Source organism: Geobacillus thermoleovorans (genome assembly GCF_001610955.1).
GTDB classification, from domain to species: domain Bacteria; phylum Bacillota; class Bacilli; order Bacillales; family Anoxybacillaceae; genus Geobacillus; species Geobacillus thermoleovorans.
In genome coordinates this window covers 2918493-2944248 of the sequence record NZ_CP014335.1, presented here as the reverse complement: position 1 = coordinate 2944248, position 25756 = coordinate 2918493, and the positions used below count along the sequence as shown (strand labels likewise).

Genomic DNA, 25756 nt, shown 5'->3' with positions numbered 1-25756 from the left:
ACGAACGATGAACAAGAAGACGATCCGCGACGTTGAGGTGAGGGGAAAGCGCGTCTTTTGCCGCGTCGATTTCAACGTTCCGATGGAGCAAGGCGCCATCACCGATGACACGCGCATTCGCGCCGCACTCCCGACGATCCGCTATTTGATCGAGCACGGGGCGAAAGTCATTTTGGCGAGCCACCTCGGCCGCCCGAAAGGAAAAGTGGTCGAAGAATTGCGTTTGGATGCCGTTGCGAAGCGGCTCGGCGAGCTGCTTGAACGGCCGGTCGCCAAAACGAATGAAGCGGTCGGCGATGAGGTGAAAACGGCGGTCGACCGTTTGAACGAAGGCGACGTGCTCTTGCTTGAGAACGTCCGTTTTTACCCTGGCGAAGAGAAAAACGATCCAGAGCTGGCCAAAGCGTTTGCGGAGCTCGCGGATCTGTATGTCAACGATGCGTTCGGCGCCGCCCACCGCGCTCATGCGTCGACGGAAGGCATCGCCCATTACTTGCCTGCGGTGGCCGGGTTTTTGATGGAAAAAGAACTCGAAGTGCTCGGCAAAGCGCTCTCGAATCCGGACCGCCCGTTTACGGCGATCATCGGCGGCGCGAAAGTGAAAGACAAAATCGGCGTCATCGACAATTTGCTTGAAAAAGTCGACAACTTGATCATCGGCGGCGGACTGGCGTATACGTTCGTCAAAGCGCTCGGCCATGACGTCGGCAAGTCGCTGCTTGAGGAGGACAAAATCGAACTCGCCAAATCGTTTATGGAAAAGGCGAAAGAAAAAGGCGTCCGTTTTTATATGCCGGTGGACGTGGTCGTCGCCGACCGGTTTGCGAACGACGCCAACACGAAAGTCGTCGCCATCGACGCCATTCCGAGCGATTGGGAGGCGCTTGACATCGGCCCGAAAACGCGCGAATTGTACCGCGATGTCATTCGTCAATCGAAGCTCGTTGTCTGGAACGGCCCGATGGGCGTCTTTGAAATGGAAGCGTTCGCCCATGGGACAAAAGCGATCGCCGAAGCACTGGCGGAAGCGCCCGACACCTATTCGGTCATCGGCGGCGGGGATTCGGCGGCGGCGGTTGAGAAATTCGGCTTGGCCGACAAAATGGATCATATCTCCACCGGCGGCGGCGCTTCGCTCGAGTTTATGGAAGGAAAACAGCTGCCGGGTGTCGTCGCGCTCGAAGACAAATGACCCACGGCGCCGGATTGGGCGCATGGCGGCTGACGCCGCCCATTGAAAGGAAGGGTGAACGATGAGAAAACGCATCATTGCAGGCAACTGGAAAATGCATAAAACATTGGCGGAAGCTGTTCAATTTGTCGAGAACGTAAAAGGGCACGTGCCGCCGGCCGACGAAGTCGATTCCGTCGTTTGCGCGCCGTTTCTCTTTTTGGATCGGTTGGTGCAAGCGGCAGACGGCACGGATTTAAAAATCGGGGCGCAAACGATGCACTTTGCCGATCAAGGGGCGTACACAGGCGAAGTGAGCCCGGTCATGCTGAAAGACCTCGGCGTCACGTACGTCATCCTCGGCCATTCGGAGCGCCGGCAAATGTTCGCCGAAACAGATGAGACCGTGAACAAAAAAGTGTTGGCCGCCTTCACCCGCGGGCTTATACCGATTATTTGCTGCGGCGAATCGCTTGAGGAGCGGGAAGCGGGGCAGACGAACGCCGTTGTCGCCTCGCAAGTGGAAAAAGCGCTCGCCGGCTTGACGCCGGAACAAGTGAAGCAAGCGGTCATCGCTTACGAGCCGATTTGGGCGATCGGGACGGGCAAATCATCAACACCGGAAGACGCCAACAGCGTCTGCGGCCATATCCGTTCGGTTGTTTCGCGCCTGTTTGGCCCGGAGGCGGCGGAAGCGATCCGCATTCAATACGGCGGCAGCGTCAAACCGGACAACATCCGCGACTTCTTGGCGCAAGAACAGATCGACGGCGCCTTAGTCGGCGGGGCGAGCCTCGAGCCGGCTTCATTCTTGCAATTGGTGGAGGCGGGCCGCCATGAGTAAACAACCGGTTGCGCTCATCATTTTAGACGGATTTGCGCTGCGCGACGAAACGTACGGCAATGCGGTCGCTCAGGCGAACAAACCGAACTTTGACCGCTATTGGAACGAATACCCGCACACAACGCTCAAGGCGTGCGGCGAGGCGGTCGGGCTTCCGGAAGGGCAGATGGGCAACTCGGAAGTCGGCCATCTCAACATCGGCGCCGGGCGCATTGTGTACCAAAGCTTAACGCGGGTCAACATTGCCATTCGCGAAGGCGAGTTTGACCGAAATGAAACGTTTTTGGCGGCGATGAACCATGTGAAACAACATGGGACAAGCTTGCATTTGTTCGGCTTGCTTTCCGACGGCGGGGTGCACAGCCATATTCACCATTTGTACGCTCTCTTGCGCTTGGCGGCGAAAGAAGGCGTAAAACGCGTGTACATCCACGGCTTTTTGGACGGCCGCGACGTCGGCCCGCAAACGGCGCCGCAATACATTAAAGAACTACAGGAAAAAATCAAAGAATACGGCGTCGGCGAAATCGCCACCTTATCAGGACGCTACTACTCGATGGACCGCGACAAGCGGTGGGACCGCGTCGAAAAGGCGTATCGGGCGATGGTGTACGGGGAAGGGCCGACGTACCGCGATCCGCTCGAATGCATCGAGGACTCGTACAAACACGGCATTTACGACGAATTCGTCCTGCCGTCGGTCATCGTCCGCGAAGACGGTCGGCCGGTGGCGACGATTCAAGACAATGACGCGATTATCTTCTATAATTTCCGCCCTGACCGGGCGATCCAAATTTCAAACACGTTTACGAACGAAGATTTCCGCGAGTTTGACCGCGGCCCGAAACATCCGAAGCATTTGTTCTTTGTCTGCTTGACCCATTTCAGCGAAACGGTGAAAGGGTACGTGGCGTTCAAGCCGACGAACCTTGACAACACGCTTGGGGAAGTGCTGTCGCAGCACGGACTGCGCCAACTGCGCATCGCCGAGACCGAAAAATATCCGCACGTGACGTTTTTTATGAGCGGCGGCCGCGAAGAGAAATTTCCAGGCGAAGACCGGATTTTGATCAACTCGCCGAAAGTGCCGACGTATGACTTGAAGCCGGAAATGAGCGCCTATGAAGTGACCGATGCGCTGCTCAAGGAAATTGAAGCCGATAAGTACGATGCGATCATTTTGAACTACGCCAACCCGGATATGGTCGGCCATTCGGGCAAGCTCGAACCGACGATCAAGGCGGTGGAGGCAGTGGACGAATGCCTCGGCAAAGTCGTCGATGCCATTTTGGCCAAAGGCGGCATCGCCATCATCACCGCCGACCACGGCAACGCCGATGAAGTATTGACGCCGGACGGCAAGCCGCAAACGGCTCATACGACGAATCCGGTGCCGGTCATCGTGACGAAAAAAGGCATCAAGCTTAGAGACGGCGGCATCTTAGGCGATTTGGCGCCGACGATGCTCGATTTGCTCGGCTTGCCGCAGCCGAAAGAAATGACGGGGAAATCGTTGATTGTCAAATAATGATGATCTTGAGAAAACGATACGAAAAGGAGTGTGTTCCCATGTCTGCCATTATCGATGTCTACGCTCGCGAAGTGCTCGATTCGCGCGGCAACCCGACGGTGGAAGTGGAAGTGTACACAGAAGACGGCGGCTTCGGCCGCGCCTTGGTGCCGAGCGGCGCCTCGACCGGGGAATATGAAGCGGTCGAACTGCGCGACGGCGATAAAAACCGCTACCTCGGCAAAGGGGTGTTAAAAGCGGTCGAAAACGTCAACGAAATCATCGCGCCGGAAATCATCGGCCTGGAGGTCGCCGACCAAGTGGCGATCGACCGGAAGCTGATTGAATTAGACGGCACGGAAAACAAAAGCAAGCTTGGCGCCAACGCCATTTTGGGCGTCTCGCTCGCCGTGGCCCGCGCGGCAGCGGACGAGCTTGGCCTGCCGCTGTACCAATACTTAGGCGGCTTTAACGCCAAAACGCTGCCGGTGCCGATGATGAACATTTTAAACGGCGGCGCGCATGCGGACAACAACGTCGACATTCAAGAATTTATGATCATGCCGGTCGGCGCGGAAAGCTTCCGCGAAGCGCTGCGCATGGGGGCGGAAATTTTCCACAGCTTAAAAGCGGTGCTGAAAGCGAAAGGCTACAACACCGCCGTCGGCGATGAAGGAGGCTTCGCCCCGAACTTGAAATCGAACGAAGAAGCGCTGCAAACGATCATCGAAGCGATCGAAAAAGCCGGCTACAAACCGGGCGAACAAGTGATGCTCGCGATGGACGTTGCCTCGTCCGAGCTGTACAACAAAGAAGACGGCAAATATCATCTTGAAGGCGAAGGCGTTGTGAAAACGTCGGAAGAAATGGTCGCTTGGTATGAAGAGCTTGTATCGAAATATCCGATCATCTCGATCGAAGACGGGCTCGATGAAAACGACTGGGAAGGCCATAAACTGCTGACCGAGCGGCTCGGCAAAAAAGTCCAGCTTGTCGGCGACGACTTGTTTGTCACAAACACGAAAAAACTGGCCGAAGGCATTGAAAAAGGCGTCGGCAACTCGATTTTGATCAAAGTGAACCAAATCGGCACGCTCACCGAAACGTTTGACGCCATCGAAATGGCGAAACGCGCCGGCTACACCGCCGTCGTCTCGCACCGTTCCGGCGAAACGGAAGACAGCACGATCGCGGACATCGCCGTCGCCACCAACGCCGGCCAAATCAAAACGGGCGCGCCGTCGCGCACCGACCGCGTCGCGAAATACAACCAGCTGCTCCGCATTGAAGATGAACTCGGCCACACGGCCATTTACCAAGGCATCCGCTCGTTTTACAATTTGAAAAAATAACGGGAACAGGCGTCCCCAACGGAGGGGGCGCCTGTCGTTTTGACGGAGGCGAAAAGAGAATCGAATGGCTGGCGGTGATCAAGACGTCTTGACGCATTCAGGAAAGCTGCGCCTCTTCATCAGATGGGATCGTAAATAGTCGTTTTATGATGACGCGCTTGATACATCTCGGCAATCTTTTCCGCCGATGCCTTCAAGAGGTTCGTGACCACACGGATGTCATGCTCGTTCGCATCCTGAAAGATCACGACGCGATGGCGCTTTTTGGAACGACATTGTTTTGTTCCGAATTGACAAGTAAAATCCGATCCTCATCAGAAACGATTTTTTGCATCAAATTTGGGAGTGTGGTATGCTTGTGCACAGAGAGCGCCTCCTAGGTTTGTTTGCGTCGTTACTTACATTCTACAGGAGAGGTGCTCTTTTTTCTATGATTTTTATGGATATTATTGGTTAATCAACACGCCTGGAACGAAACCATCGATGCTTAGTATGATAGGGCTCATCATCGCCCAATTTGGCCTGGAAAGTAAGAAATCTTTAGGTGCTGTTCCCTTTCCTATTCAAATGAGCTGACATTGTCCCGCATAGGACAAAGCAATGGACGGAGGTGGTTTGTTCGTTTATAATATTTTTGAATCATCAGAATATTAAGGGGATGGGGATGGAACAAATGATTGTCGAGACGCGGTATGGACGGTTGCGCGGGGGGACGAATGAAAGCGTTTTCGTTTGGAAAGGAATTCCGTATGCGAAAGCGCCGGTCGGTGAGCGCCGGTTTCTGCCGCCGGAACCGCCCGATGCGTGGGATGGGGTGCGTGAGGCGGCCGCGTTTGGCCCCGCGGTCATGCAGCCGTCGGATCCGATTTTCAGCGGATTGCTCGGGCGGATGAGCGAGGCGCCAAGCGAAGACGGGCTGTACTTGAACATTTGGTCGCCGGCGGCGGATGGGAAGAAGCGCCCGGTGTTGTTTTGGATTCATGGCGGCGCCTTTTTGTTCGGTTCGGGTTCTTCGCCGTGGTATGATGGGACGGCGTTGGCGAAACACGGCGATGTCGTTGTCGTGACGATCAACTACCGAATGAACGTGTTTGGCTTTTTGCATCTGGGGGATTTGTTTGGCGAAGCGTACGCGCAAGCCGGGAATCTCGGCATTTTGGATCAAGTGGCGGCGTTGCGCTGGGTGAAGGAGAACATTGAGGCGTTTGGCGGCGATCCGGACAACATCACGATTTTCGGTGAATCGGCCGGAGCGGCGAGCGTCGGCGTGCTGTTGTCGCTTTCGGAGGCCAGCGGGCTGTTTCGGCGCGCCATTTTGCAAAGCGGTTCGGGAGCGCTTCTCCTCCGTTCGCCCAAGACCGCCATGGCGATGACCGAGCGCATTCTCGAGCGCGCCGGCATCCGTCCGGGCGACCGCGGCCGGCTCTTGTCGATTCCCGCCGAGGAGCTGCTGCGGTCGGCGCTGTCGCTCGGCCCAGGAATCATGTACGGTCCGGTGGTGGACGGCCGCGTATTGCGCCGCCATCCGATCGAAGCGCTCTGCGATGGGGCGGCCAGCGGCATTCCGATTCTCATCGGCGTCACGAAAGACGAGTACAACCTGTTTACCTTGACGGATCCATCGTGGACAAAGCTTGGCGAAAAAGAACTGCTTGACCGGATCAACCGTGAAGTCGGGCCCGTGCCGGAGGCGGCGATTCGCTATTATGCAGAGACGGCGGAGCCGTCGGCGCCCGACTGGCAAACGTGGCTTCGCATCATGACGTACCGTGTTTTTGTCGAGGGGATGCTGCGGACAGCGGACGCCCAAGCGGCCCACGGAGCGGATGTGTACATGTACCGGTTTGATTATGAGACGCCGGTGTTCGGCGGACAGCTGAAAGCATGCCACGCGCTCGAGCTGCCGTTTGTGTTTCACAATCTCCATCAGCCGGGCGTCGCGAATTTCGTCGGCAATCGGCCGGAGCGCGAGGCGATCGCCAACGAAATGCATTATGCCTGGCTTTCGTTCGCCCGCACCGGCGACCCGAACGGCGCGCATTTGCCAGAGAAGTGGCCGATCTATACGAACGAGCGCAAACCGGTGTTTGTCTTTTCAGCCGCCAGCCATGTCGAAGATGATCCGTTTGGCTGCGAGCGTGCGGCGTGGATGACGCGCGCATAAGGAAAAAGGAACGGCCAACCGCCGTTCCTTTGTTATTCGTTTGCTCCCGGTGAAGGAAGCCCGAACTGTTCCGCCAGCGCCGGGTCGCGGTCGATCGCCTCAAGCAGCTTCCGCATGACGTTGACGTCAAACGTAAAGTTCGCCCCGATCGGCGACGTGACGAAAATTTTCCCTTTCTTCGCCTCCCGCGCCCGTTTGAATTGATAGCCGTCAATCGCGATGACGACTCGTTCGTCCGGTCTTGCCATTGAAGTCCCTCCAGTCGTTGCCGATTTGCTTTCTATTGTAACGTATTTCGGCTGCGGACGACAATGATCATACCGCGCCCGAGGCATGGAGCGTCAAGCAGATGGAGGATGAAACGTTCCCCCATCTATGCAAAGGGGTAGAGGCAGGGAATTTTTTTGGCCCCCGCCCTCCGATTCAGCTGTCTTGCAAAGACAGGAAACGCAGTCTTTCCTTCAACACCGTTCCATTCTTCCGTTGCCTCCAGGCCGATCAGATCAGGTCAGATACGTTGCGATTTTTGCCAGGCATTCGTCAATGATTTCATCGATTTCCTCCATTTGAGCATCTTCTGGCTTGTATTTTTTTAAAATTTTTAGATGACGGGCTTTCCAATCTAATGTTTCACAAAAAAGTGAATTTGTGCCTTTCGTCGTGTTGAGACAGTCCCGCCAGTTGCCGCCAACGGCGATCTATGGTATAGTGAAATTATTGCAACGTCGGTCGTTGGAGGTGTCAGGCATGCATGCCTTGCTTGTGACGCTGCTTGTCATTGTGTCGATCGCGCTGATCGCGGTTGTCTTGCTGCAGTCGGGCCGCAGCGCCGGGCTGTCGGGGGCGATCACCGGCGGCGCCGAGCAATTGTTCGGGAAGCAGAAAGCCCGTGGGCTCGATGCGGTGTTTCAGCGCGTGACGGTCATATTGGCCATTTTGTTTTTCGTATTGACGATCCTGGTTACGTACGTACAGCCATCATAAGTCAAACATGGGGCGGTCCATAGAATGAAGGGCTGCCCTTTCTATTTCACACCAGAGAGGAAGGAGAACCTATGATGAAAATTGTTCCGCCGAAGCCGTTTTTCTTTGAAGCCGGGGAGCGGGCGGTGCTGCTTTTGCATGGGTTTACCGGCAATTCCGCCGACGTTCGGATGCTTGGGCGATTCTTGGAATCGAAAGGGTATACGTGCCACGCTCCGATTTACAAAGGGCATGGCGTGCCGCCGGAAGAGCTCGTCCACACCGGACCGGATGATTGGTGGCAAGACGTCATGAACGGCTATCAGTTTTTGAAAAACAAAGGCTACGAAAAAATTGCCGTGGCTGGATTGTCGCTTGGAGGCGTATTTTCTCTCAAATTAGGCTACACTGTACCTATACAAGGCATTGTGACGATGTGCGCGCCGATGTACATCAAAAGCGAAGAAACGATGTACGAAGGTGTGCTCGAGTATGCGCGCGAGTATAAAAAGCGGGAAGGGAAATCAGAGGAACAAATCGAACAGGAAATGGAACGGTTCAAACAAACGCCGATGAAGACGTTGAAAGCCTTGCAAGAACTCATTGCCGATGTGCGCGCCCACCTTGATTTGGTTTATGCACCGACGTTCGTCGTCCAAGCGCGCCATGATGAGATGATCAATCCAGACAGCGCGAACATCATTTATAACGAAATTGAATCGCCGGTCAAACAAATCAAATGGTATGAGCAATCAGGCCATGTGATTACGCTTGATCAAGAAAAAGATCAGCTGCATGAAGATATTTATGCATTTCTTGAATCGTTAGATTGGTAATGGAGAAAGGAGGGGATGGCCAATGGATCATGTGTTGGCCGAACGCATTTTAACGTTTATGCGCGATGAGGCGTACAAACCGCTGACCGTTGAGGAACTGGAGGAAGCGTTTGGGATTGCGGATGCTGAGGAGTTTAAAACGTTTGTCAAAACGCTTGTCGCCATGGAAGAGGAAGGTCTTGTCGTCCGGACGCGCAGCAACCGCTACGGCGTGCCCGAGCGGATGAATCTCGTGCGCGGCAAGGTGATTGGCCACCCGAAAGGATTCGCGTTTGTCACACCGGAGGAGCCGGGACTGGATGATATTTTCATCCCGCCGTCCGAACTGAAAAACGCCATGCATGGCGACACGGTGCTTGTGCGCGTCCAAGCCGATTCATCCGGGGCGCGCCGCGAAGGAACGATCGTCCGCATTTTGGAACGCGGGGTGAAAGAGGTCGTCGGCACGTACACGGAAAGCAAATATTTCGGCTTTGTCATCCCGGATGACAAACGGATCGTCAATGACATTTTCATCCCGAAAAACGCGGCGAACGGCGCGGTCGAAGGGCATAAAGTCGTCGCCCGGCTCACCTCGTACCCGGAAGGACGAATGAGCGCTGAAGGGGAAGTCGTCCAAATTCTCGGCCATAAAAACGACCCGGGCGTCGACATTTTGGCGATCATCTATAAATACGGCCTTCCGCTTCAATTTCCAGAAGACGTGATCGAGCACGCCAACCGGGTGCCGGATGTCATTACGGAGAAAGACTTGGAAGGGCGCCGCGATTTGCGCGGCGAGATGATCGTCACGATTGACGGGGAAGATGCGAAGGATTTGGACGATGCCGTCACCGTGACAAAGCTTGAAAACGGCAACTATAAGCTCGGCGTTCATATCGCCGATGTCAGCTACTATGTTGAGGAAGGCTCGCCTATTGACCGCGAGGCGTATGAACGCGGCACGAGCGTTTATTTGGTTGACCGCGTCATCCCGATGATCCCGCATCGGCTGTCGAACGGCATTTGCTCGCTCAACCCGAAAGTCGATCGGCTGACGCTCTCGTGCGAAATGGAAATCACCCCGCAAGGAGAAGTCGTCCGCCATGAAATTTTCCCAAGCGTCATCCGCACGGCGGAACGGATGACGTATTCCGATGTCAATAAAATTCTCGTTGACAAAGACGAAATCTTGCGGGAAAAATATGCGCCGCTTGTGCCGATGTTTGAGCTGATGGCTGAGCTTGCCGACATTTTGCGGGCGAAGCGGATGAAGCGCGGGGCGATTGATTTTGATTTTAAGGAGGCGAAGGTGCTTGTCGATGAAAACGGCAAGCCGTACGATGTCGTCTTGCGAGAGCGGTCGGTCGCTGAGCGGTTGATTGAAGAGTTTATGCTGGCGGCGAACGAAACGGTGGCTGAGCATTTCCATTGGTTGAACGTGCCATTTATTTACCGTGTTCACGAGGATCCGAAGCCGGAAAAACTGCAGCGCTTTTTAGAGTTCATCACGAACTTCGGCTATGTCGTGAAAGGAACGGGCAACCAAATCCATCCGCGCGCTTTGCAACAAATTCTCGAAGCGGTGCGCGGCGAGCCGGAAGAAATGGTGATCTCGACCGTCATGCTTCGGTCGATGAAGCAGGCGCGCTATGACGCCGAGAGCCTCGGCCATTACGGCCTGTCGACTGAGTTTTACACCCATTTTACGTCGCCGATCCGCCGCTACCCGGATTTGATCGTCCATCGGTTGATCCGGACGTATCTCATCAACGGCCAGATGGATCTTGACACCCAGCAAAAATGGGCGGAAAAGTTGCCTGAAATTGCCGAACACGCTTCCGATATGGAGCGGCGCGCCGTTGAGGCGGAGCGGGAGACGGACGATCTGAAGAAAACCGAGTTTATGGAAGACAAAATCGGGATGGAGTTTGACGGCATTATCAGCTCGGTGACGAACTTCGGCTTGTTCGTTGAGCTGCCGAACACGATCGAAGGCTTGGTGCACGTCAGCTACTTAACGGACGACTATTACCGCTATGACGAACGCCACTACGCGTTGATCGGCGAACGGACCGGGAAAATGTACCGCATCGGCGATGAAATCACCGTCCGCGTCATCAACGTCAACAAAGACGAACGGATCGTCGATTTTGAAGTCGTCGGCATGAAGGGACGCCGTCCGCCGAAAGCGAAAGCCGCTCCGGTCGTCATTGAAGGGAAAAAGCAAAAGAAAGGAAAAGCGAAGGCGGAGCCGAAAGCGCAAAGCGGCTCAAACCGCAGCGCGAAGGCGAAAAAGAAGAAAAAGAAAAAACGGTGAGGAAAAGCCGAACGGGCGGCTTTTCCTTCTTTTTCGTTTTTGGTAAAATAAGAAACGCTACGATGAGGAGGGGGAAAACGGATGCCCAAAGGCGAAGGAAAAGTGATCGCCCAAAACAAAAAAGCGCACCACGACTATTTCATCGAAGAAACGTATGAAGCCGGCCTCGTTTTGCAAGGGACGGAAATCAAATCGATCCGCAACGGCCGGGTGAACTTGAAAGATTCGTTCGCCAAAGTGGAAAAAGGGGAAGTGTTTCTCCATAACATGCATATCAGTCCGTATGAACAAGGCAACCGCTACAACCATGATCCGCTGCGGACGAGAAAGCTCCTTTTGCACCGCCGCGAAATCAACAAGCTGATCGGCTACACGAAAGAGCAAGGGTATACGCTCGTGCCGCTCAAACTGTACATTAAAAACGGCTTTGCCAAAGTGGAGCTCGGGGTGGCCAAAGGGAAGAAAAAATACGACAAACGGGAAGACATGAAGCGGAGAGAAGCGCAGCGCGAAATCGAGCGGGCGTTTCGCGAGCGGCAAAAACTATAGAGGGTTGGTGATTCAAAGAAAAAACGGGAGATCCCAATTCTTTTTCTATTAGAGAAACTTTGTCAGATCGACATGCCTTTCTCGTCCAGCGCCGCCGATCTGGGCGCAAAACCCGTTTTTCACCAGCCTTATAGGGAGTCGGTGGTGTATGGGAAAAACAGTTCTCAATCGAATCTTCTCAAGTGGAGAAGCATTGAAACATCGGCTCTTCTTTCCTGGCGAACTCCATCGCTTTGGCAAAAATGACCGTTTTTCACCGGGGTTGAAAACATTCCCATTGAAAATGCGCATCGCCATGGTATAATAAATAATGCAACAGCCAGTTATCCATCGCTTACGCTATTCCGATCTTTCTTCGCCACCGCGGGGACGATCCGGATTCGACAGGGGTAGGTCGAGCTTAAGCGGCGAGCCGAGGGGGACGTCCTCGTAAAAACGTCACCTAAAGATAACTGGCAAACAAAACTACGCTTTAGCTGCCTAATTGCTGCAGCTAGCTCCTCCCGCCATCGCCCGCGTGGCGTTCGAGGGGCTCATATGAAGCGGGCTACGCCCAAATCCGCTGCCTGAGGATGAGGGAAGAGACGAACCAGGCTAGCCGCCGGGATGCCTGTCGGTAGGCGGAACGGACGGCGAAGCGAAATATACCGACTACGCTCGTAGATGCTTAAGTGGCGATGCCTCTGGACGTGGGTTCGACTCCCACCGTCTCCATTTCCAACATCCGAACGGTTCGGATGCGAAATCGTGAAACCCTTGATGCGACCGCGTTTGCGGTCGTTTTTCATTTTTGGGGAATCCTAAAGAGATCGATAGAATCCGAAAAAATTTTGCACGGATTTTGCACCGCGTTTTTACCTTGCATTGTACGTTGTTTTTGAAGATGTAACATATTTTGAAACAGATTGCGTTAAAGACTTTGATGCTGATGAAATATTGGAAGTAGTGCTTATTTCCGCCACTCAATCGCTTGAAAAAGTTCAAATAGTAACCGACGGGGTGAACATCATCATGATTGAGGCGGGGAATGTAGAGTGGCACTCACTTTGAGCGCAATGCTTAAGGGTAATTCTTACAATGCGCGCATACCGTTGGCCCGATATTTTTATACAGTTTTGAGAAACAGAAAGAGATTTGTCGGCTGCCCAAAAACGCGGCGATGCATAGCCCCATCACTGAAGTGGTTGTCAGCGGTACAAATACGGGGTGCCGTAGTATTCCGTCCGGTTGAGCTCCGGGTATTCCGAAGTGAAATGAATGAAAATCGGGCACCAATCACAAAACGGGTACGTGTGAAAAAAAGCGCGGTCGCCATAGCGAATGGCTTCGAGCGCCAACGGCAATTCTTTCTTGAATACGTTCGCCCGGCGCGCATTTTCTTGCCGGCCCATTTGCCGGTTGCCAATGAATACATAGAGAAACAATACTAGCTGTTGCCCGGCTTGTTTCCATTCACCGAGCACTTCATCGCGTTGAGAAGTGAGCTGATCAGTGACAAATGCGCGGGAGACGGTGAGGAATAAGGCGCCAGTCGTGTCCGAGTGGGTTAAGGTGTACAGACGGCCGTTCACTGGTGACAGCTGGGTGATTCCAGCGGTCTGGGTGACGTGCAGTCGCTCGGGAGAAAGGTGTTTCATGGCGGTCCTCCTTCTGTTCTGGAAAGTGGATGATCTCATTCATCTATATGTGCCTTTATTGGCGGCGATGACAAAACAAAACCGAACGGGACGGTCGATCCGCGTTCGGTTTTGCTTTATGGTTTTTCATGAGGTGGCGGTGGTTGCTTCTTTGTCCGCAGCGGCTTCATGATGGGCCAGCGGGGCGGCAGGATCGGCCCATTGCGGGCGCCAGGCGATGCAAAGCGCCCCGCCGATGATGCCGAGAATCGTGCCGACTAAGAAGCCGCCCAAGGCGCCCATGATCGACAGAATGGCACTGAACATACCGATGATGCCGAGCAAGGTGGATAGCCGCGGCATGGCGTAGGAAAGAATCCCCATCAACATGACCATGCCGCCAAGGAAAAAGCCGGCGAACACCATGCTTCCGGGAACGAGAGAAATTTCGTATAGCTGCATCGGAACCCATAAAATCACAAGGCTTGATAACAAGAGAAACGTTGCCCCCCAAAATGGGCGGCGTTTCCGCCAGCGACCGAACGCCTGCCAGCTAGAACGAATGATGCCCAATGTTTCTCATCCTTACTGAAATTAGTTGAGTTTTTCAAAGTACACTTTCATGCCCGGCAGCGACACTTTTTGCTGGAATAAGTAGACGGTTTTGATATCACCGTTTTCGATCGTAATGCTGTCGGCTCCTTGTGTGAATTCTTTGGCCGCTTTCTCGACTGGGTTGCTGGTATCGCCGACATAGCTTTCTTTCATCGTCAAGCTGCCGAAGGAGATGTTGCCGTTGATTTGCGTCGCTTTTTGCACGAGGCCGTCAATGGAGACAGGCTCGCTCGCGACAATGACGACGCGAATGCCCAAGGCCGGGAAGTCTTTCGAAATCCGAAGACCTTGAATCGTCGCTTTATCCATTTCATTGACGAAGACCGGCGTCTGCGGCGCATTGCCTGCTTCCGCCACGCCGCCGTACATTTTAAACCCGCTGCCATTCAGTTTGTCAAATTGAACGGTAAATTCGCCGACCCCGCTGATTGGTACGGCATAGGCGACGCCTGTCAGCCCGAAGATCGACAGCAAGGCTCCGAGAAGCAGGAACCCTCCCAACAGTGCGGCGATCAGCGGCTTTTTCGCCGTGCGCCCCCCAATGATGACCGGTTTTGTTGCCATTTCCATGGCGTTTCTCCTCCCCCTTTTTTTGAATGATAAGCGCTGTAAGCGCTTTAGTGAATCTGTTTAAATTTTATGACAATTATACATTCCATTAAATCCCTATGTTTGTCGGATTTTTTAAGTGCTCTTGGACAACCGTGACGGGCAAAAGAAGGAATTGACCGATCGAATTAAGAAAGTAGATGATCAAAGTAGTCGATCACTAGCGGGGATGCGGGGGGAGGATGGGGATGTCGAAGGAATTAAATGATCACTTGCTTCGTTTGCTTCATGAAGCGGCCGACATCTTGCACAGGTATGCGGCGGAATTGAACCGGGAATGGAAGCGGATCGGCGAAGCGCTTGGCAAGCGGAATGCGCGGGTTCAAGAGGTGTTTTCCACGCTGTGCGCATTCGTTCAGGCAAGATTGCTCCCGTACGGGGGCGAACATCCAGCGAATGGGCATCTCGAACGCATTGCGGCGTTTCATCCGGAGATGATCATATTTTCCCTGAATTTAATGGAAAATACGGTTCATCAAGTGTTGAAGGCGCATGCGTCAGCGGCTGCTGCGCTGCACCCAGCCGTGCGGTATTTGTTTTTCAAATGGAATGAATGGTTGTTGTATGAAGTGAATGAGCAATCATTCAAAATCGGCGGCGATTCCTCGTGGAAAAAAGAATCCTTGTGGAAAGATGCCGTCATTTTGTTCAACGAATGGATTTTGCGGGCGCAGACGTTTGAGGAATCGGCGGCGCATATTTGTTTTGGTTTTTCCTATTTTCTTCCTTTCAGCCGCTGCGCTCTGTTTCAATTTGTCAATCAGGAGAGCACAGCCATCGGTCTGCACGGGCATGGCGTGGACAATGGGCAAATTCAGCGCTTGCGCGTGGAATTGGACAGCATTCCGATGTTGAAAGAAAGCGTGGGGAAATTGAAAGCGGAAGTGCATGAATTTCGCCATTTTCGTCCGATTTATGTGCCGAGGGCGAGCGAACAGTTTCCGCGCCTGTATGTGGATTTGTTCGGTTTGGCCTCACTGGTGATCGTTCCGGTGTATGTGCCGACGGAAGGGCGGATGATTGGAGGCGTCGTTCTCGACCGCGGACCGGGCCGCTTCTTTGCCGTTGACCGCCGCCTGTTTCCCGCGCTGATGAAATTTGGCCAAAGCGCGGGGGAGTTGCTGTTGAAATGGATCAAGGCGCCAAAAAAAGAATGGGAAGGGAGGGCGGAATCCTTGTCGCCAAGAGAAATCGAGATTTTGAAGCTGCTCGCCGACGGAGCCTCGACATTGGAAGCGGCCTGTCAGCTTTATTTGAGCGAATTTACGGTGCGCGACTACATTTCCAGCGCCTTGAGGAAACTCAACGCGAAAAATCGGACGGAAGCGGTGGCAAAAGCGCTGCGTCTTGGGTTGATCGGATGATGAGGCGGACCGGTCTGTCCGGCCGTTTCATTTCACACCATTTTCGCCGATTGCTCACCGTTTGGACACAGTTTTGTTCTATACTGCCTACTGAAAAACATGAAAACATGGCAGGGGGGAAAACTGTGGAACAAACGGTGAAGGCGGCGGACAAACAGCGGCCGATGTATGCGGCGGTCTGGAGGTGGCATTTCTATGCCGGGATCATCTTTGCGCCGTTTCTGATCATTTTGGCGTTGAGCGGGGCCGTCTATTTGTTTAAGCCGCAGATCGAATCGGCTCTGTACGGCCATTTGTACGAGGTGGACAAGGTAGGGGAAAAAAGGCTGTCTCTCGTTGAGCTGACGGAACGGGTCAAGGAGAAATATCCGCATGATTCCGTTGTCTCTGTGACGCTTGAGAAAGAAGCGAATCGGACCGTGAAAATCGGGATGATGGACAAAGGGGAAATGGTGTTTGCTTTTGTCAATCCGTATACCGGCAAAGTGCAGGGGGCGCTGCGCGCGGATGAGAATTGGACGGAAATCGCGAAAAAAATCCACAGCGAGCTATTGATTGGCGGAACGGCGGCCAACCGTTTTGTAGAGCTGGCGGCTTGTTGGGGCTTTATTTTGTTGGCCACGGGCCTCTATCTTTGGTGGCCGCGGCAATCATTCTCTGTTCTCGGGACGTTTTGGCCGCGCTGGCGGGCGAAAAAACGGTTGGCTTGGCGCGATTGGCATGCAGTGACAGGCATATGGTTGAGCATCGGCATTTTGCTGCTCATTGTGACGGGGATGCCGTGGACAGGGGTCATGGGGGAAGCGATCAACCGCGTGGCGACGGCGACAAACACCGGGTATCCGCCGTTTGCGTTCAGCTTCGGACCGAAGCCGGAATCGAAAGTGGTCACCAAAGACGTGGCGCAAGACGTGCCATGGGCGGCCGAGCAACTGCCGGTGCCTTCTGTTCATACACACAACACGACTTCGTTGTCGCTCGATGACGTGTATGCGATCGCGGAGGCGAAAAAGGTGAAAAAGCCGTTCACCATTTCGCTGCCGCAAGGGCCGAAAGGGGTGTTTACCGTTGCGACATCGAAGACGAAGCCGTGGGATAACGCCACCTTGCATATTGACCAATATTCGGGACGGGTGCTGAGCGATGTCCGCTTTTCCGACTACGGCGCATTGGCCAAAGCGATTACGATTGGCATCGCGTTCCATGAAGGGCGGTTGTTTGGGCTGGCCAATCAGCTCGTCAATCTCGTTTTTTGCCTCGGGCTTGTGTTTTTGTGCGTCAGCGGCTTTGTCATGTGGCGCAAGCGCAAGCCGAAAGACGGTTTCGGCGCTCCGGCGCGGGTGAAAGACCCTCAAGCGGCGAAAACGGTGTGGGGCGGCATGATCGCTGCAGGAATTGTGATGCCGTTATTTGCTTTGTCGCTCGCCGCAATTTGGCTGTTTGATCGTTTTGTTGTGCAAAAGATTCCGAGCATTCGCCGCTTTCTAGCGGCGTAAACATCTTTGGAAGCGGCTTGAATGTCCTTGAGCATCAGGCCGCTTTCTTTTCTCGACGTTGGGTTTTTTTGTCATGTTCTGCATGGGGCGGCATATGGATAAAAAGGGAATCTTCTTCAGCGCATCAAAAGGGAGGAAATGAGAATGAACCAGCCCTACGCGTCTCATGCTTCGTCACCGCAGCTCATTGCCCTGGTTGATCCGTATGTGTACCACGCTTTCCAAGCTTTGAACGGCAAAGAAGTGGTGGTGGAAACAGTCCGCGGTTCGATCCAAGGAACTGTGAGGGATGTGAAGCCGGACCATATCGTCATCTCGGCGCATCAGGCGGTTTATTACATCCGCTTGGCGCAAGTGGTGTCTGTTCGCCTCAGCAATTAATGGAAAAGGAGGAAAAGAGTCGTGGTATTTCAGCGGATCGACCGGCTGGCGATTGAATTGCCGAAGCCCAAATACGCGGACCCCAATGCGGCTGCCGCTGTTCAGGAGCTGCTTGGCGGCCGTTTCGGAGAAATGTCGACGTTAAACAATTATTTGTTTCAGTCATTCAATTTTCGGCAAAAAAAGAAGCTGCGCCCGTTTTACGAGTTGGTGGCGAGCATCACCGCCGAAGAGTTTGGCCATGTGGAGCTCGTGTCCAATGCGATCAACCTTTGCTTGACCGGCTCCACCCATCCAGGTGATCCGGATACAGCGCCGATGAAGGATGCGAAAGACAAGCGCAATACGTATCATTTTATCGCGACGGCGCAGACGGCGTTTCCCGGCGATTCGATGGGGAAGGCGTGGACGGGGGAGTACGTGTTCAACAGCGGCAACTTGATTTTGGATTTGCTTCACAACTTTTTCCTGGAATGCGGAGCGCGCACGCATAAAATGCGCGTCTATGAAATGACGGACCACCCTACCGCCCGCGAGATGATCGGCTACTTGCTTGTGCGCGGCGGCGTTCATATTTTGGCGTACGCCAAAGCGATCGAAGTGGCTACGGGGGTCGATGTGACGAAACTGCTGCCGATCCCGAAGTTGGATAACCGTGTGTTCGACGAGGCGAGAAAGTATGAGGATCAAGGCGTCCACCGCCGGCTTTATACGTTCAGCGATCGCTATTACAAAGAAATCGTCCGCATTTGGCAAGGAACCCATCCAAGCGATGGACAGCCGCTCGAGGTGGTTGAAGGAGCGCCCCAAGGGGGGGCGATCCCCGATTTGGACGAAGTGCCGGAAGAATTCGCCCCCGGGATTTCGGCCGAAGATTTTTTCGAAATCGCCAAGCGGCTGCAACGGTCGGCAGGGTTGTGATGAGGCGCCCAACGGCGCCTGATTTTTTTGGAAAGCCGGTCGTTGAACAAAAAGGGCGGCGCAACGAAGAGATGACGCCAATGTTGTTTTTTCCCTTCACTTGAGCGTCCACGATTGGAGGAATCGCTATCTTTCTTCATGTTGTTCGCCGGCGGCGCGGGCCGCAGCGGTTTGGAGCACGTCGAGGAATGTTCGGGCGCTTTTCGGCAAATACCGTTGTCGGTCGAGGATGGCGGCGGCTTCCGCTGTCATGGAAGAGTCGATGATCTCCAGCACCTTGATGCCGGGGAGGCGAAACAAGGCTACAGTGGATTGCGGCACAATGGTGGCCCCGAGGCCTTGGGCGACAAGGGAGAGCAATATGGTCGCGTCCGGGCATTCGCATAGAACGTTCGGTTCAAAGCCATGGCGGCGGCATTCCTCGATGACCCGCTCGTACTGTCCGGCGCCGTGCACCCGGTGGAGAAGGAGAAGCGGCCAATCAGCAAAATCGCGCATGCATAACGCGGTTTGGCCGGTTTTCCATTGCGCCGGCAGCACGCCGACATAACGTTCGCCGGGCAGACGGATGACGTCGTAATCAGCCGAGTCGATCGGCAGGCGGACGATGCCGATGTCAATGTGCCGCTCGTAAAGCAGCTGGCAAATGGAAAATGTATCTCCTTCACGGAGATGAAAGGTCACGTTCGGAGCTTGTTCATGGAAGTGACGGATGGCTTGGGCCAAATAGTAAAAGCACGATTTGACGCAGCCGATCGACAGCGTTCCCGCCGTTCCCTCTTCGATTTCTTTTACTTCCGCTACGGCGTCATCCAGCTGGGCGAGCAGCCGTTTCGCCTTTTCGTAAAACGCTTTGCCCGGTGCGGTGAGCTCCATTTTTTTCGCCTTCCGGTCAAATAAAGGAACGCCGAGCTCTTCTTCGAGCTGCTTCAGCTGCTGGCTCAGCGGCGGCTGGGCGATATGAAGCTTTTGCGCCGCTTTGGTGATTTGCCCCTCTTCGGCAATCGTGACGAAGTATTTCAGCTGCTTCACATCGATCATGGCCGTGCCTCCTCTCTTGCTTCCATATCTTTTTCGTATAGGATGGTTGATCATTTTTGTATTTTTCATATATGAAATCATATGTTATATTAATTTTGAACATTCTGAATGATAGCGCTTCCTTATCTATTATACGTGAAAACGGGGGGAATGAAAATGCCGGCCAAAACAGGTCAGGAGTATATGGAGCGGCTCAAGCGGGCGAAAAGCAGCGTGTACATCCACGGGGAAAAAGTTGAGGATGTCACTGTTCATCCGGCGTTCCGCAACGTCGTCCGTTCGATGGCGGCGCTTTACGACCGGCAATATGAAAAGCCGGAGAAAATGTTGTACCGGTCGCCGACAACCGGGCAGTTCGTCGGCATGACGTTCATTCAGCCGACAACCATTGACGAGCTCATCGCCCGCCGCGAGGCGACGCAAGAATGGGCGCGTATGTCGGCGGGGATGATGGGCCGTTCTCCCGATTATTTAAACGCGGAAGTCATGGCCATGGGCGTCGCCAATGATCTATTTGCCGAAGATGATCCGATGTTTGCCGAAAACGCGAAAAACTACTATGAGTACGCGCGTGAAAACGACATCAGCTTGACGCACACGCTCATCCATCCGCAAATGAATCGCGCCAAGGCGCTTCATGAACAAAACGATGCCGATGTGCCGCTCCATTTGGTGGAACGGCGAAAAGACGGGATCATCGTCAGCGGCATCCGTCTGTTGGCGACGCAAGGCGGGATTACGGACGAAATTTTAGTGTTTCCATCAACCGTGAAAAAATCGACAGCTGGTGAAGACCCGTACGCGCTCGCCTTTGCCATTCCGAACAATACGCCGGGCGTCAAGTTCATTTGCCGCGAGGCGTTTGACTACGGGCGGAGTGCGTGGGACCATCCGCTGGCGTCCCGCTTTGAAGAGGGCGATGCCATCGTTTCGTTTGAAAACGTGTTTGTGCCGTGGGAGCGCGTGTTTGTTTGCGGCAATTCATCGATTTGCAACCGGACGTTCCGTGAGACGAACGCGGTCATTCATATGTCCCATCAAGTGGTGGCGAAAAACATCGTCAAAACGGAGTTTTTGCTCGGTGTCACGCTTTGTCTGATCGAAGCAATCGGCATCGGCGAATTCCAGCATGTGAAAGATAAAGGGGCGGAAATCATGCTCGTCCTCGAGACGATGAAGAGCCACCTGTACCGGGCTGAGCACAATGCGAAGCGAGACCGCTGGGGAACGATGACGCCGGATTTTGCCGCGCTCGATGCCGCGCGCAACTGGTATCCGCGCATTTATCCACGGCTTTCGGAGATCATCCGCATTTTAGGAGCATCGGGGTTGATGGCGATTCCGACTGAAGCCGATTTCCATCATGAAGAAATTGGAGATATCGTCCGCCGCGCGATGCAAGGGGCGACGGTGGACGGCTATGAACGCGTCCAGCTGTTCCGTCTCGCCTGGGATCTCACGATGAGCGCGTTCGGAGCCCGACAGACGCATTACGAATATTACTTTTTCGGAGATCCCGTTCGGATGGGGATGGCGTATTTTGACGGCTACGAAAAAGAGCCGTATAAACAGTTTGTACGCGAATTTCTGCGCGGCACCAAAAGCGTGTTCATTCCTTCCGACAGCCAGCGGTGACAGTGCAAATTGAGTTGGATTTTTCGAAAGGGGAGAAGGATGATGACATTTTCCATTATTCGCTGCGCCCGCGCGGTGCTGCATGTGACCGATTTGGCCGCCGCCCGCGATTTTTACGAACGGGTGCTTGGGTTTGTCGTGACAGAAGCGGATGAGAGCCATTTGTATTTGCGTGGACTTGAAGAATATCATCATCATAGCCTTCTATTGAAAAAGGCGCCCCGCCCCGCGGTCGAGGCGCTTGGCTACAAAGTCGGTTCCGAGCAGGAATTGGAAGCGCTTTATGAATGGTTTGCGGCGCAAACGCTGCAGCCGAAATGGCTGGAAGACGGGAGCCAGCGCGCCGTCGGTCGGGCATTTCGCGTTCAAGATCCGTCCGGGCTGCCGCTTGAGTTTTTTGCCCAGATGGAGAAAACAGAGCGGCTTTTGCAGCGGTATGACTTGCACCGCGGCGCCCGCGTGCAGCGCATCGATCATTTCAACTGCGCGGTTAGAGATGTAAAGAACGCGTACGACTTTTATGTCCATGGTTTGGGCTTTGCCTGCTCGGAGTATACGGAAACAGAGGATGGGAAACTTTGGGCTGCATGGCTGCACCGGAAGCAAAACGTCCACGATTTGGCGCTGATGAACGGAAAAGGGCCGCGCCTTCACCATATCGGGTTTTGGCTGCCGGACCCGCTCAGCCTGATCCATGCGTGCGATGTGCTGGCGGCGGCCGGATATGCGCCGAACATTGAACGCGGGCCGGGCCGCCACGGATTGTCGAACGCCTTCTTTGTCTATTTGCGCGACCCGGATGGCCACCGAATTGAGCTGTATAACGGCGATTATTTGACGAGCGACCCCGATTTTCCGCCGATCCGCTGGGATTTGGACGATCCGCGCCGTCAAACGTTCTGGGGGCATGCGGCGCCGGACAGCTGGTTTGAAGAGGCGTCCGTCGTTCTTGACGTTCACAGCGGCCAGCCGATCGAGCCGAACGAACCGACATTGGCGAAGCGGAAACCGACCTTCCTGATTTAGAAAAAGACCGCCGCCCTTCTGCTCGGTTTTCGGGATCATGATTATATATGATTTTATCGTTGATTTCATATATGATAGTGTGTACAATATAAATAAGATTCAGAAAAATAAAGCCAATAGGGGGCAAGGGGATGGCATACCACGAGGCGAAAGAACGGCTGCGCGGCTCGATCGCGCCGGTCGTCACGCCGTTTGATGAGGAAGGAAACGTTGATTTTGCGGCGCTCGCCGCGCTCATCGATTGGCATATTGAAAGCGGCACGCACGGCATTTCCGTCACGGGAACGTCGGGAGAGCCGAGCTCGCTGACGCTTGAAGAGCGAAAACAGGTGATGGAAACGGCGAAAAAAGCGGTGGAGGGTCGGGTGCCGTTCGTGCCGGGGACGGGCTCGACCAACCATGCGGAAACGATCGAGCTGACCAAATTTGCGCAAGAGATTGGGGCCGATGCCGCGATGGTCATCGTCCCGTATTACAACCGTCCGTCCCAGCAGGCGCTGTATAAACATTTTAAGGCGGTGGCCGAGGCGGTCGACATTCCGATCATCGTCTACAACATTCCGGGGCGGACGGCGGTCAATTTGGAAGTCAAAACGTTGGCGCGGCTGGCCGAAGATTGTCCGAACATTATCGGCGTGAAAGAGTCGAACAAAGACTTCGAGCATGTCAACCGGGTGTTGTGGCATTGCGGGCGCGATTTCCTTCTCTTTTCCGGCATCGAGCTTTTGTGCTATCCGATGCTGGCGATCGGCGGCGCCGGATCGATCAGCGCGACGGCGAACGTCGTGCCGCATAAAGTGGCCGAGCTGCACGACGCTTGGTTTGAAGGCGACATCAAGCGGGCGCAAGATCTTCATTTTGAACTGATGGAGCTCAATGATGTGCTGTTCATTGAAACGAATCCAGGTCCGGTGAAAGCGGCGCTCGGGATGATGGGGAAAATCACCCCGAAGCTCCGGCTGCCGCTCGATTTGCCAAGCGAAGAACATCAGCAGCAAATCCGCCGCACGCTCGTCAAATACGGCTTGCTGGCCGAAGAGACGCGGGACGAAGAAATGCAAAAAGCGACATAAAACAAGCGCGTGCAACCGGTCACGAGTGTTGATGATTCGTTGCTTCCCGAAAACAGAGCGCCATGCAGCTGCACGCTCCGTCGGCAAGCGAACCGCTTGCCGACGGCGGCAGAAAAGCCGGGAACAGTGCTTTCTCAACTGATTTTGATTGGTTCATCAACACGCCTGGCAACAGGCATATTAGATGCAACGAAATCGTTTAACATATCCTTGACGGAAAAGTGGCTCATCCATTTTTGACTGTCGAAGGCAAGCCGCAGGCTTGCCTCCGTCACGCCAAAGCGCGATCAAATGCTCGGTAAGAGCTGCAAATGGTAAAGCTTCAAATGGCATCGATACAGATGAGGAGGATACATGATGGCGAATGTGCGCTTGCGTCTGGCCGGCATGAGGCGGACGATTGAGGCAAAGGCGGATCCGCACGGCGGGACGGTGTCGTTTGGCGGGCAGACGCACCGCATTGATGAATTGGAATGGGACGCGCCTATTGGCGGGGCGATGTACGGGGTGGCGCTGAATGATGGAAAGGAGTGGGCGGCGCTGTCAAAAGAGATGAACGCCCCGCCGTATGAAAAGCCGCCGGAAGGCCCGGTGCTGTATATGAAGCCGGCAAACACCATCAACGCCCATCGGCGTCCGGTGCTTTTGCCTCGTTGGGTGAAGCATCTTCAGGCTGCTCCGGCGCTCGGGCTGGTGATCGGGCGGACGGCGGCGCGCGTGCGGCGCGAGCAGGCGCTCGATTTTGTATTCGGCTATACGATCGTGAATGATCTGTCGATTCCACACGAGCAGCGGCACCGCCCGGCGGTGAAGGAGCAGGCGCGCGACGGGTTCGCCCCAGTCGGCCCGTGGATTGTGCCGAAAGAGGAAGCGTCGCCGCTGTCATCCTTGACCGCACGCGTATACGTCAACGGGCGCCTCGTCCAGCGTGCAGACCCGAGCCGCTTTCGCCTTCCAGTCGAACAATGGCTTGCTGAGGTGACCGAATTTATGACCCTTTACCCAGGCGATGTGCTGTTTTTCAGCTGGCCGGCCGATGCGCCGCTTGTTACAGCAGGAGATGTGGTGCGCATCGAAATCGAAAGGATCGGTGTGTTGGAAAATGAAATCGCCCTGGAACAAGGAGGCGATGAATGATGAGGCGGGCGCGTGTGGCCTGGAACGGAATCGTGACCGAAGCCGAGCCGCTCGACGATGGCCGCCTCCGCCTGCCGGACGGAACGATCGTCGGGGAGCTTGAAGTGATGTGGCTTCCCCCGGTGGAGCCGGGAGTGATCGTGGCGCTTGGATTGAATTATGCCGAGCATGCCGGCGAATTGTCTTTTGTTGCGCCGAAAGAGCCGCTTTTATTTTTCAAAGGGAAAAATACGCTCATCGGCCATCGCGGCCGAACTGTTCGGCCGGAGGGGGTCAACATGATGCATTATGAATGCGAGCTCGCGGTCGTCATCGGCCGCCCGGCCAGCCGGGTGAAAGCGGAACGGGCGTACGATTACATTTTCGGTTACACGATTGCCAACGATTACGCTGTTCGCGACTACTTGGAAAATTACTACCGGCCGAATTTCCGCGTCAAAAACCGCGACCGGACGACGCCGCTAGGCCCGTGGATCGTCAGCCATGAGGAAGTCGGCGATCCGATGGCGCTTCGTTTGCGGACGTATGTCAATGGGGCGGTTGTGCAGGAAGGATATACGGGCGATATGATTTTTTCGATCCCGTATTTGCTTGAGTACATCACCGAATTCATGACGCTCGCGCCTGGCGACGTGATTTTGACCGGCACGCCGAAAGGGGCGGTGAACGTCCAGCCCGGCGATGAAGTCGTGGCCGAAATCGAACGCATCGGCCGGCTGATCAATTACATCGTCTAGCCAAAGGAGGAGGAATGATGCCGCACTTTATTTTGGAATACACGGCCAATATCGGCGAAGAGGCCGATATTCGCGGCTTGCTTAAAAAAATTCACAGCGTGTTGATCAAGCGGAGCGATTGGTTTCCCGTCGGCGGCATCCGCTCGCGCGCCATTCGGCTTGACGAGTATTATGTGGCTGATGGGGCCGAAGACGATGCGTTTGTGCACGGGACGCTGAAAATCGGCGCCGGGCGTCCGGAACAGGTGAAAAAAGAAGTCGGCGACGAGCTGTTTGCCGTGATGAAAGACCATTTCGCCCCGCTGTTCGCCAAACGCTATTTGGCGCTGTCGCTTGAGCTGTATGAATTCAGCGAGGCGGGGACGTATAAACACAACAACATTCATGCGCGTTATCGGACATAGCGGGAGGGGAAAC

24 protein-coding genes, 1 other RNA gene and 1 pseudogene are annotated in these 25756 nt (G+C 54.5%); 20 read left to right on the top strand and 6 right to left on the bottom strand.

Annotation, left to right across the window (positions count from 1 at the left end; all coding sequences use genetic code 11):
• The first annotated feature begins 7 nt into the window (after positions 1-7).
• From GT3570_RS14895 to eno, 4 genes are all read left to right on the top strand, one after another.
• A complete protein-coding gene (locus GT3570_RS14895) occupies positions 8-1192 on the top strand; it encodes a phosphoglycerate kinase (protein WP_062898916.1) in 1185 nt (394 codons plus the stop codon).
• 61 nt (positions 1193-1253) lie between these two features.
• Positions 1254-2015: a triose-phosphate isomerase gene (gene tpiA, locus GT3570_RS14890; RefSeq protein WP_011232526.1), complete on the top strand. Its 762-nt coding sequence runs from the start codon at positions 1254-1256 to the stop codon at positions 2013-2015.
• Positions 2008-3543 carry a 2,3-bisphosphoglycerate-independent phosphoglycerate mutase gene (gene gpmI / locus GT3570_RS14885; RefSeq protein WP_020279529.1) on the top strand — a complete coding sequence of 512 codons (1536 nt, stop codon included), beginning with the start codon at positions 2008-2010 and terminating at the stop codon, positions 3541-3543. The genes tpiA and gpmI overlap by 8 nt, the downstream gene beginning before the upstream one ends.
• Positions 3544-3584: 41 nt before the next feature.
• Positions 3585-4877 (top strand): phosphopyruvate hydratase, encoded by a 1293-nt coding sequence (gene eno, locus GT3570_RS14880; RefSeq protein WP_011232524.1) that lies wholly within the window; start codon positions 3585-3587, stop codon positions 4875-4877.
• 152 nt (positions 4878-5029) lie between these two features.
• Here the strand turns inward: eno and GT3570_RS18550 are convergent.
• Positions 5030-5185: pseudogene (locus GT3570_RS18550) on the bottom strand (IS4 family transposase); the annotation flags it as partial.
• A gap of 356 nt (positions 5186-5541) precedes the next feature.
• Between GT3570_RS18550 and GT3570_RS14875 the strand changes: the two are divergent.
• Positions 5542-7041 (top strand): carboxylesterase/lipase family protein, encoded by a 1500-nt coding sequence (locus tag GT3570_RS14875; protein WP_062898915.1) that lies wholly within the window; start codon positions 5542-5544, stop codon positions 7039-7041.
• Positions 7042-7073: 32 nt separating this feature from the next.
• Here the strand turns inward: GT3570_RS14875 and GT3570_RS14870 are convergent, their stop codons facing one another.
• Positions 7074-7289 (bottom strand): hypothetical protein, encoded by a 216-nt coding sequence (locus GT3570_RS14870; RefSeq protein ID WP_011232518.1) that lies wholly within the window; start codon positions 7287-7289, stop codon positions 7074-7076.
• A gap of 499 nt (positions 7290-7788) precedes the next feature.
• Between GT3570_RS14870 and secG the strand changes: the two genes are divergently transcribed.
• The 5 genes from secG (at position 7789) to ssrA (ending at position 12405) form a co-directional block, all read left to right on the top strand.
• The gene (secG, locus tag GT3570_RS14865; protein ID WP_011232516.1) at positions 7789-8025 is read left to right on the top strand and encodes a preprotein translocase subunit SecG; all 237 of its coding nucleotides are present in this window, start codon (positions 7789-7791) and stop codon (positions 8023-8025) included.
• Positions 8026-8099: 74 nt separating this feature from the next.
• On the top strand, positions 8100-8840 hold the full coding sequence (estA, locus tag GT3570_RS14860) for a carboxylesterase (RefSeq protein WP_011232515.1): 741 nt from the start codon (positions 8100-8102) through the stop codon (positions 8838-8840).
• A gap of 22 nt (positions 8841-8862) precedes the next feature.
• Positions 8863-11139, top strand: a complete 2277-nt coding sequence (rnr, locus tag GT3570_RS14855; RefSeq protein WP_014196710.1) for a ribonuclease R — start codon at positions 8863-8865, stop codon at positions 11137-11139.
• Between the two features lie 81 nt (positions 11140-11220).
• Positions 11221-11688, top strand: a complete 468-nt coding sequence (gene smpB / locus GT3570_RS14850) for an SsrA-binding protein SmpB (protein ID WP_011232513.1) — start codon at positions 11221-11223, stop codon at positions 11686-11688.
• A 365-nt stretch (positions 11689-12053) separates the two neighbouring features.
• Positions 12054-12405: a transfer-messenger RNA gene (ssrA, locus tag GT3570_RS14845) on the top strand.
• Between the two features lie 470 nt (positions 12406-12875).
• Here ssrA and GT3570_RS14840 read toward each other — a convergent pair.
• The 3 genes from GT3570_RS14840 to GT3570_RS14830 form a co-directional block, all read right to left on the bottom strand.
• Complete coding sequence (locus tag GT3570_RS14840; RefSeq protein WP_013524577.1) at positions 12876-13325, bottom strand: staygreen family protein; 450 nt, start codon at positions 13323-13325, stop codon at positions 12876-12878.
• Between the two features lie 126 nt (positions 13326-13451).
• The gene (locus tag GT3570_RS14835) at positions 13452-13877 is read right to left on the bottom strand and encodes a DUF6114 domain-containing protein (protein ID WP_013524576.1); all 426 of its coding nucleotides are present in this window, start codon (positions 13875-13877) and stop codon (positions 13452-13454) included.
• Positions 13878-13898: 21 nt separating this feature from the next.
• On the bottom strand, positions 13899-14489 hold the full coding sequence (locus tag GT3570_RS14830; protein ID WP_011232510.1) for a DUF6230 family protein: 591 nt from the start codon (positions 14487-14489) through the stop codon (positions 13899-13901).
• Between the two features lie 227 nt (positions 14490-14716).
• Between GT3570_RS14830 and GT3570_RS14825 the strand changes: the two genes are divergently transcribed.
• From GT3570_RS14825 to GT3570_RS14810, 4 genes are all read left to right on the top strand, one after another.
• A complete protein-coding gene (locus tag GT3570_RS14825) occupies positions 14717-15892 on the top strand; it encodes a helix-turn-helix transcriptional regulator (RefSeq protein ID WP_011232509.1) in 1176 nt (391 codons plus the stop codon).
• Between the two features lie 125 nt (positions 15893-16017).
• Positions 16018-17388: a PepSY-associated TM helix domain-containing protein gene (locus GT3570_RS14820; RefSeq protein ID WP_023633693.1), complete on the top strand. Its 1371-nt coding sequence runs from the start codon at positions 16018-16020 to the stop codon at positions 17386-17388.
• Positions 17389-17532: 144 nt separating this feature from the next.
• Positions 17533-17769, top strand: a complete 237-nt coding sequence (locus GT3570_RS14815; protein WP_013144273.1) for a YuzF family protein — start codon at positions 17533-17535, stop codon at positions 17767-17769.
• Positions 17770-17790: 21 nt separating this feature from the next.
• On the top strand, positions 17791-18690 hold the full coding sequence (locus GT3570_RS14810; protein ID WP_011232506.1) for a manganese catalase family protein: 900 nt from the start codon (positions 17791-17793) through the stop codon (positions 18688-18690).
• A 126-nt stretch (positions 18691-18816) separates the two neighbouring features.
• Here GT3570_RS14810 and GT3570_RS14805 read toward each other — a convergent pair whose 3' ends face one another.
• Positions 18817-19731 carry a LysR family transcriptional regulator gene (locus GT3570_RS14805; RefSeq protein ID WP_062898914.1) on the bottom strand — a complete coding sequence of 305 codons (915 nt, stop codon included), beginning with the start codon at positions 19729-19731 and terminating at the stop codon, positions 18817-18819.
• A 156-nt stretch (positions 19732-19887) separates the two neighbouring features.
• Between GT3570_RS14805 and hpaB the strand changes: the two genes are divergently transcribed.
• The 6 genes from hpaB (at position 19888) to GT3570_RS14775 (ending at position 25743) form a co-directional block, all read left to right on the top strand.
• The gene (hpaB, locus tag GT3570_RS14800) at positions 19888-21366 is read left to right on the top strand and encodes a 4-hydroxyphenylacetate 3-monooxygenase, oxygenase component (protein ID WP_062898913.1); all 1479 of its coding nucleotides are present in this window, start codon (positions 19888-19890) and stop codon (positions 21364-21366) included.
• Positions 21367-21408: 42 nt separating this feature from the next.
• Entirely contained in the window at positions 21409-22392 is a 984-nt protein-coding gene (gene hpaD, locus GT3570_RS14795) for a 3,4-dihydroxyphenylacetate 2,3-dioxygenase (RefSeq protein WP_033012356.1), read from the top strand.
• A 131-nt stretch (positions 22393-22523) separates the two neighbouring features.
• Complete coding sequence (gene hpaI / locus GT3570_RS14790; RefSeq protein WP_020278416.1) at positions 22524-23465, top strand: 2,4-dihydroxyhept-2-ene-1,7-dioic acid aldolase; 942 nt, start codon at positions 22524-22526, stop codon at positions 23463-23465.
• A gap of 357 nt (positions 23466-23822) precedes the next feature.
• On the top strand, positions 23823-24602 hold the full coding sequence (locus GT3570_RS14785) for a fumarylacetoacetate hydrolase family protein (RefSeq protein ID WP_025039297.1): 780 nt from the start codon (positions 23823-23825) through the stop codon (positions 24600-24602).
• Positions 24599-25339 carry a fumarylacetoacetate hydrolase family protein gene (locus GT3570_RS14780; protein ID WP_011232500.1) on the top strand — a complete coding sequence of 247 codons (741 nt, stop codon included), beginning with the start codon at positions 24599-24601 and terminating at the stop codon, positions 25337-25339. The genes GT3570_RS14785 and GT3570_RS14780 overlap by 4 nt, the downstream gene beginning before the upstream one ends.
• Positions 25340-25356: 17 nt before the next feature.
• Positions 25357-25743 carry a 5-carboxymethyl-2-hydroxymuconate Delta-isomerase gene (locus GT3570_RS14775; RefSeq protein ID WP_011232499.1) on the top strand — a complete coding sequence of 129 codons (387 nt, stop codon included), beginning with the start codon at positions 25357-25359 and terminating at the stop codon, positions 25741-25743.
• Positions 25744-25756 lie beyond the last annotated feature (13 nt).

Excerpts from the sequence above, each read along its gene's own strand:
- GT3570_RS14895 (WP_062898916.1), top strand. The coding sequence starts at position 8 with ATGAACAAGAAGACGATCCGCGACGTTGAGGTGAGGGGAAAGCGCGTC.
- GT3570_RS14875 (WP_062898915.1), top strand. The coding sequence starts at position 5,542 with ATGGAACAAATGATTGTCGAGACGCGGTATGGACGGTTGCGCGGGGGG.
- gpmI (WP_020279529.1), top strand. The coding sequence starts at position 2,008 with ATGAGTAAACAACCGGTTGCGCTCATCATTTTAGACGGATTTGCGCTG.
- hpaD (WP_033012356.1), top strand. The coding sequence starts at position 21,409 with ATGACATTTTCCATTATTCGCTGCGCCCGCGCGGTGCTGCATGTGACC.
- estA (WP_011232515.1), top strand. The coding sequence starts at position 8,100 with ATGAAAATTGTTCCGCCGAAGCCGTTTTTCTTTGAAGCCGGGGAGCGG.
- eno (WP_011232524.1), top strand. The coding sequence starts at position 3,585 with ATGTCTGCCATTATCGATGTCTACGCTCGCGAAGTGCTCGATTCGCGC.
- GT3570_RS14775 (WP_011232499.1), top strand. The coding sequence starts at position 25,357 with ATGCCGCACTTTATTTTGGAATACACGGCCAATATCGGCGAAGAGGCC.
- hpaI (WP_020278416.1), top strand. The coding sequence starts at position 22,524 with ATGGCATACCACGAGGCGAAAGAACGGCTGCGCGGCTCGATCGCGCCG.
- GT3570_RS14805 (WP_062898914.1), bottom strand. The coding sequence starts at position 19,731 with ATGATCGATGTGAAGCAGCTGAAATACTTCGTCACGATTGCCGAAGAG.
- GT3570_RS14840 (WP_013524577.1), bottom strand. The coding sequence starts at position 13,325 with ATGAAACACCTTTCTCCCGAGCGACTGCACGTCACCCAGACCGCTGGA.
- hpaB (WP_062898913.1), top strand. The coding sequence starts at position 19,888 with ATGCCGGCCAAAACAGGTCAGGAGTATATGGAGCGGCTCAAGCGGGCG.
- smpB (WP_011232513.1), top strand. The coding sequence starts at position 11,221 with ATGCCCAAAGGCGAAGGAAAAGTGATCGCCCAAAACAAAAAAGCGCAC.
- secG (WP_011232516.1), top strand. The coding sequence starts at position 7,789 with ATGCATGCCTTGCTTGTGACGCTGCTTGTCATTGTGTCGATCGCGCTG.
- tpiA (WP_011232526.1), top strand. The coding sequence starts at position 1,254 with ATGAGAAAACGCATCATTGCAGGCAACTGGAAAATGCATAAAACATTG.
- GT3570_RS14815 (WP_013144273.1), top strand. The coding sequence starts at position 17,533 with ATGAACCAGCCCTACGCGTCTCATGCTTCGTCACCGCAGCTCATTGCC.
- rnr (WP_014196710.1), top strand. The coding sequence starts at position 8,863 with ATGGATCATGTGTTGGCCGAACGCATTTTAACGTTTATGCGCGATGAG.
- GT3570_RS14825 (WP_011232509.1), top strand. The coding sequence starts at position 14,717 with ATGTCGAAGGAATTAAATGATCACTTGCTTCGTTTGCTTCATGAAGCG.
- GT3570_RS14830 (WP_011232510.1), bottom strand. The coding sequence starts at position 14,489 with ATGGAAATGGCAACAAAACCGGTCATCATTGGGGGGCGCACGGCGAAA.
- GT3570_RS14785 (WP_025039297.1), top strand. The coding sequence starts at position 23,823 with ATGGCGAATGTGCGCTTGCGTCTGGCCGGCATGAGGCGGACGATTGAG.
- GT3570_RS14780 (WP_011232500.1), top strand. The coding sequence starts at position 24,599 with ATGATGAGGCGGGCGCGTGTGGCCTGGAACGGAATCGTGACCGAAGCC.
- GT3570_RS14870 (WP_011232518.1), bottom strand. The coding sequence starts at position 7,289 with ATGGCAAGACCGGACGAACGAGTCGTCATCGCGATTGACGGCTATCAA.